Origin of the sequence: Streptomyces gobitricini, from assembly GCF_039532985.1 — a bacterium.
In the GTDB taxonomy this organism is placed as follows: Bacteria; Actinomycetota; Actinomycetes; order Streptomycetales; family Streptomycetaceae; genus Streptomyces; species Streptomyces gobitricini.
Genome location: NZ_BAAASR010000033.1, coordinates 1 through 6,745 on the forward strand (window position 1 = coordinate 1; position 6,745 = coordinate 6,745).

General features: G+C 72.1%; 1 protein-coding gene and 1 pseudogene. Both read left to right on the forward strand.

The genetic code is table 11. The features are described from left to right. The coding region (locus tag ABD347_RS26140) for a type I polyketide synthase (RefSeq protein ID WP_344365743.1) at window positions 1-2,304 on the forward strand (2,304 nt) is incomplete at its 5' end. A 164-nt stretch (window positions 2,305-2,468) separates the two neighbouring features. Continuing rightward, window positions 2,469-6,745, forward strand: a pseudogene (locus tag ABD347_RS26145) (type I polyketide synthase); the annotation flags it as partial.

The following is a 6,745-nucleotide window of genomic DNA, read 5'->3' on the forward strand; positions in this document are numbered from 1 at the left end:
GACGTGGTGGAGGCGCATGGGACGGGGACGCGGCTGGGTGATCCGATCGAGGCGCAGGCGCTGCTGGCCACGTACGGGCAGGATCGGCCGGACGGTCAGCCGCTCCTTCTCGGGTCGTTGAAGTCGAACATCGGGCATGCTCAGGCGGCTGCGGGTGTCGGCGGGATCATCAAGATGGTCATGGCGCTGCGGCACGAGAAACTGCCCAGGACTCTGCACGCCGAAGAGGCCACGCCGTTCGTCGACTGGGACAGCGGGGCGGTCGAGCTGCTGACGCGTGCTCGTCCGTGGCCGGCGGGCGGGGATCGGATACGGCGGGCGGGTGTGTCGTCTTTCGGTGTGAGTGGCACGAACGCGCACGTGATCGTGGAGGAGGCGCCGAGCGAGGAGCGGGCGACTTCCGGGGCGAGCGCGGATGGTGGCGTGGTGCCGTGGTTGGTGTCGGCGCGGAGTGCGGAAGCGCTGCGGGCGCAGGCGGAGCGGCTCGTGGAGTACGTGGAGTCCGGTGCCGACGTCCGGGATGTGGCGTTCTCGCTGGCGACGACGCGGGCGGCTCTTGAGCACCGGGCGGTGGTGGTGGGCGCCGGCCGGGACGAGCTGGTCGCCGGGCTGCGTGCGCTGGCGAAGGGTGTCCCTTCGGGCGCGGTCGCCGCAGACACCGTGGGGGAGTCGGGCGACAGGGTCGCGTTTCTGTTTACGGGTCAGGGTTCGCAGCGTTTGGGGATGGGGCGTGAGTTGTATGGCGCGTTCCCTGTGTTCGCGGCGGCGTTCGACGCGGTGCTGGCGGAGTTGGAGCCGGGGCTGCGGGAGGTTGTGTGGGGCGGTGATGCGGAGGCGCTGAACCGTACGGAGGTGACGCAGCCGGCGCTGTTCGCCGTCGAGGTGGCGCTGTTCCGCCTGTGGGAGTCGTGGGGTGTACGCCCCGACGTGATCGCTGGGCATTCGATCGGTGAGATCGCGGCCGCGCATGTGGCGGGGGTGTTGTCGCTGGCCGATGCCGCGAAGTTGGTGTCGGCGCGCGGCAGGCTGATGCAGGCGCTTCCGGCCGGGGGCGCGATGGTGGCGCTCCAAACGAGTGAGGAGGAGGTGCTGCCGCACCTGACCGACACGGTCGGAATCGCGGCGGTCAACGGTCCGCAGGCCGTCGTCGTCTCCGGGAACGAGCCGGAAGTCCTGACCATCAAGGCGCACTTCGAGGACCAGGGGCGCAAGACGACCCGGCTGAAGGTGTCGCACGCGTTCCACTCACCGCTGATGGAACCGATGCTCACCGAGTTCGCTGAGACCGTCGGCGGCCTGGCCTTCCAGGAACCGGCCGTTCCCTTCGTCTCCACCCTCACGGGTACCGAGGTGAGCGCCGAGCTGACCGATCCAGCCTATTGGGTCCGCCACGTCCGTGAGCCCGTCCGGTTCGCCGACGCCGTCCGTGTCCTGTACGGCCAGGGCGTGAGCACCTTCGTGGAGGTGGGGCCCGACGCGGTGCTGATCGCCATGGCGCGGCAGTCGCTCGACGACACCGACGTCCGCTGCGTTCCGTCCCTGCGCCGTGACCGCCCCGAGGCCGTCGACGCGGTCACCGCCCTCGCCCGGCTCCACAACCGGGGCGTGGCCGTCGACTGGCACCGGTTCCACACCGGCACCGGCGCCCGGGCCGTACCGCTGCCCACGTACGCCTTCCAGCGCCGAACCTACTGGATCGTCGCCCCCGAGGCAGGAGGCTCCGGGGCCGCCGCCCCCGGGACCGGCGACCCGGCGGGTGTCGCCCTCCCCGCGCCGCCGACCGCGTCCGGCGCGGCCGGCCACGGCGCCGTACCGCTCGCCGAGCGCCTGGCCGGGCTCACGGCGGCGGAGCAGCTGGAGGCGGTGACCGAGCTCGTGCGCGGCGAGGTCGCCGCCGTCCTGGGCTTCGCCCAGCCGGGCGCGGTCGGCGCCGATCGTACGTTTCAGCAGCTCGGGTTCACGTCCCTGTCGGCCGTCGAACTCCGCGACCGCCTCCTCGCCTCCACCGGCGTCAAGCTCCCGGCGACGCTGGCCTATGACCACCCCACCCCCGCCGCCCTCATCGCGCACCTGCACGCCGAGGTGGCGGCACCGGTCTCCGTACTGGCCGAGCTGGACCGCTTGGAAGCGGCCCTCGCGGCGGCGTCCCCGGACGACGAGACCCGTTCCCAGGTGGCGGCGCGGCTCCAGGCGCTCCTGCGGCAGTGGGACGCGGGCGACGCCGAAGACCCCTCGGACGGCCCCGACCTCGACGAGATCTTCAGCTTCATCGACTCCGAGATCGGCGAATCCGTGACGCACTGACAACGCGACACGACGCCACGCGACACGACGCCACGCGACACGACGCCACGCGACGCAACGCCACGCGCCGCAACACCGCAACGCGACGCGACGCGACGCGACGCGCAAGAGCAGCAGTTCCGCAGCACACGCAGCAGCAGCCGAGGAGAGCTTTCGTCATGCCCAATGAGAACGAACAGAAGCTGGCCGACTACCTGAAGCGGGTGACGGTCGACCTGCAGAAGTCCCGGCGTCGCGTCGCCGAGCTGGAGGCCGGCAGAACCGAACCGATCGCGATCGTGGGGATGGCGTGCCGGTATCCGGGTGGCGTTTCGTCGCCGGAGGATCTGTGGCGGCTGGTGGAGGGCGAGACCGACGCGATCAGCGACTTCCCCGACAACCGTGGCTGGGACATCGAGTCCCTCTACGATCCCGAACCGGGCAGGCCGGGCCGCTCCTACACCCGGCGCGGCGGGTTCCTCCACGACGTGGGCGACTTCGACGCCGACTTCTTCGGGATCTCACCGCGTGAGGCCACCGCGATGGACCCGCAGCACCGACTGCTCCTGGAGGCGGCGTGGGAGGCGCTGGAGTACGCGGGTATCGACCCGCTGTCCCTGAAGGGCAGCGCGACCGGCGTCTTCACGGGGTTCTCGGGCCAGAGCTACATCGGCCTGTTCAGCGGCCCGGAGGAACTGGGCGGCTACCTGATGACCGGCAGCCTCTCCAGCATCATGTCCGGCCGGATCTCGTACGTGCTGGGGCTCGAGGGCCCGTCGGTGACGGTGGACACGGCGTGCTCGTCGTCGCTGGTCGCCCTGCATCAGGCGGTGCAGTCGCTCCGGCAGGGCGAGTCGACCATGGCGCTCGTCGGCGGCGCGACGGTCGCGGCGACGCCGGGCAGCTTCGTGGAGTTCGCTCAGCAGCGTGGGCTGTCGGTGGATGGCCGGTGTCGGGCGTTCGGTGCGGGTGCGGATGGTACGGGGTGGGCCGAGGGTGCGGGTCTGCTGGTGTTGGAGCGGTTGTCGGACGCGCGGGCGAATGGTCATCGGGTGTTGGCGGTGGTGCGTGGTTCGGCGGTGAATCAGGACGGTGCGTCGAATGGTCTGACGGCGCCGAATGGTCCTGCGCAGCAGCGGGTGATCCGTCAGGCGTTGGCTGCGGCTGGGCTTACGGCTGGGGACGTGGACGTGGTGGAGGCGCATGGGACGGGGACGCGGCTGGGTGATCCGATCGAGGCGCAGGCGCTGCTGGCGACCTACGGGCAGGGGCGTGGTTCGGACCGGCCGTTGTACCTGGGGTCGTTGAAGTCGAACATCGGGCATGCTCAGGCGGCTGCGGGTGTCGGCGGGATCATCAAGATGGTCATGGCGCTGCGGCACGAGAAGCTGCCCAGGACTCTGCACGCGGAAGAGGCCACGCCGTTTGTGGACTGGGACAGCGGTGCGGTGGAGCTGCTGACGCGTGCTCGTCCGTGGCCGGCGGGCGGGGATCGGATACGGCGGGCGGGTGTGTCGTCTTTCGGTGTGAGTGGCACGAACGCGCACGTGATCGTGGAGGAGGCGCCGAGCGAGGAGGCGCCGAGCGAGGAGCCCGCAGCCGTCGAGACGGCCGCCGGTGGCGTCGTGCCGTGGCTGGTGTCGGCCAAGAGTGCCGATGCCCTCGCCGCCCAGGCCGAACGGCTCGCCGCGTACGTCGCTGAACGGCCGGACCTCGGCACGCGGGACGTGGCGTTCTCGCTGGCGACGACGCGGGCGGCTCTTGAGCACCGGGCGGTGGTGGTGGGCGCCGGCCGGGACGAGCTGGTCGCCGGGCTGCGCGCGCTGGCCAAGGGCGCCCCTTCGGGCGCGGTCACGTCGGACACGGTCCATGCGTCGGGTGGCAGGTCGGCGTTTCTGTTCACGGGTCAGGGTTCGCAGCGTTCGGGGATGGGGCGTGAGTTGTATGGCGCGTTCCCGGTGTTCGCGGCGGCGTTCGATGCGGTGCTGGCGGAGTTGGAGCCGGGTCTGCGGGAGGTTGTGTGGGGTGGGGATGCGGAGGCGCTGAACCGTACGGAGGTGACGCAGCCGGCGCTGTTCGCGGTGGAGGTGGCGTTGTTCCGGTTGTGGGAGTCGTGGGGTGTGCGGCCGGATGTGATCGCTGGGCATTCGATCGGTGAGATCGCGGCCGCGCATGTGGCGGGGGTGTTGTCGCTGGCCGATGCCGCGAAGTTGGTGTCGGCGCGCGGCAGGCTGATGCAGGCGCTTCCGGCCGGGGGCGCGATGGTGGCGCTCCAAGCGAGTGAGGAGGAGGTGCTGCCGCACCTGACCGACACGGTCGGAATCGCGGCGGTCAACGGTCCGCAGGCCGTCGTCGTCTCCGGGAACGAGCCGGAAGTCCTGGCCATCAAGGCGCACTTCGAGGACCAGGGGCGCAAGACGACCCGGCTGAAGGTGTCGCACGCGTTCCACTCACCGCTGATGGAACCGATGCTCACCGAGTTCGCGGAGGTGGTGTCGGGGCTGACCTTCACCGCTCCGAGCATCCCGTTCGTGTCCACGCTCACCGGCGCTCCGGTCACCACCGAGCTGACCGATCCAGCCTATTGGGTCCGCCACGTCCGCGAGCCCGTCCGGTTCGCCGACGCCGTCCGTGTTCTGCACGGCCAGGGCGTGAGCACCTTCGTGGAGGTGGGGCCCGACGCGGTGCTGACCGCCATGGCGCGGCAGTCGCTCGACGACACCGACGTCCGCTGCGTTCCGTCCCTGCGCCGTGACCGCCCCGAGGCCGTCGACGTGGTCACCGCCCTCGCCCGGCTCCACAACCGGGGCGTGGCCGTCGACTGGCACCGGTTCCACACCGGCACCGGCGCCCGGGCCGTACCGCTGCCCACGTACGCCTTCCAGCGCCGAACCTACTGGTACAGCGCGGCGGCCGGGACCGGGCCGGACGCCGGGCAGCTGGGTCTGGAAGACCAGGGGCATCCGCTGCTCGGCGCGTGCGTGAGCCTCGCGGGCGGTGAGGGGGCCGTGTTCAGCGGCCGGATCTCCACCCGTACCCACCCCTGGCTCGCCGAGCATGTGCTGGACGGCGCCGTCACCGTGCCCGCCTCGGTGTACGCCGAGCTGGCCCTCCATGTGGCCGGCCAGTTCGGGTGCAACGCGCTGGACGACCTCGACGTCCACACGCCGCTGGTGCTCCACGGCCGGCAGGCGGTACAGGTGCAGGTCTCGGTCGGCGCGCCCGGCGGGGAGGGGCGGCGGCCGGTCACGGTCCACACCCGCCTCGACAGCGGCGACGGCGCCTGGACCTGCCGCGCGAGCGGGCACGCCTCGCTGAGCGGTGTGCCGCCGAGGCCCGTCCCGCAGTGGCCGCCGCACGGCGTGGAAGTGGATGCCGCCGCGCTGTACCAGCAGCTCGCCGGGCAGGGCTACGGGCACGGGCGGGCGTTCCCGGTCGTCACCGCCGTCCGGCGGGACGGCGACGAGGTGTGCGCCGAGCTGGCGCCGCCGCACGACGACTTCGACCCGGCCGGGTTCGTGCTGCACCCACTGCTGCTGGAGGCGGCCGTGCGGGTGGCGCTGTACGCCGGTGGCCTGGCGGGGCGAGCACCGCGCGCGGTGCGGTCCTGGTCGGGGGTGCGGGTGTTCGCGGAGGGGGCGAAGGAACTGCGCGTGAGGGTCCGGCGGATCGGTGACGACGTGTACGGTCTCGACCTGGCCGACGGTTCCGGCCAGGTGGTGGCCGCCGTGGAGGCGCTGACGCTGACGGCCGTCGAGGACCCCACGGTCGGGGCGGCCCGCGAGGCCTCCCTGGACGCGCTGTTCACCGTCGGCTGGGACCCGATCCGCCTGGCCGGTCCCGCGTCGGCCCGGGCGTGGGGTGCCATCGGAGACGTGAGTGAACTCCTGCCAGACGTCCAGCAGTTCGGGAGCGTCGCGGAGGTGGGTGCGGCGGTGGTTTCCGGGGTTGTGGGGCTGGATGCGGTGGTGGTGCCGTGTGTGGCGTCCGGTGGTGGTGAGGTGTTGGGGGCGGTGTATGGGCAGGTGCTGGGTGCGTTGTCGCTGGTGCGGGAGTGGTTGGCCGATGAGCGGTTGGCCGGTGTGGGGCTGGTGGTGTTGACGCGTGGTGCTGTTGCGGTCGGTGGGGGTGAGGTGCCGGATCTGGCGACGGCGGCGGTGTGGGGTCTGTTGCGGTCGGCGCAGGCCGAGAACCCGGGCCGGATCACGCTGGTCGACACCGACGCCTCCGCCACGGAGGAACTGCTGTCGGCGGCCGTGGCCGGCGGGGAACCGCAGGTCGCGATCCGCGCCGGTGGCGCGCGGGTGCCCCGGCTCGCCCGTGCCGCCTCCGACCCGGGTTGGAGGGAGGCGCCCGCCTGGGGTGTGGGTGGGACGGTGTTGGTCACGGGTGGTACGGGGAGTCTGGGTGCGCGGTTCGCCCGGCATCTGGTGGTGGAGCACGGGGTGCGGTCGTTGCTGCT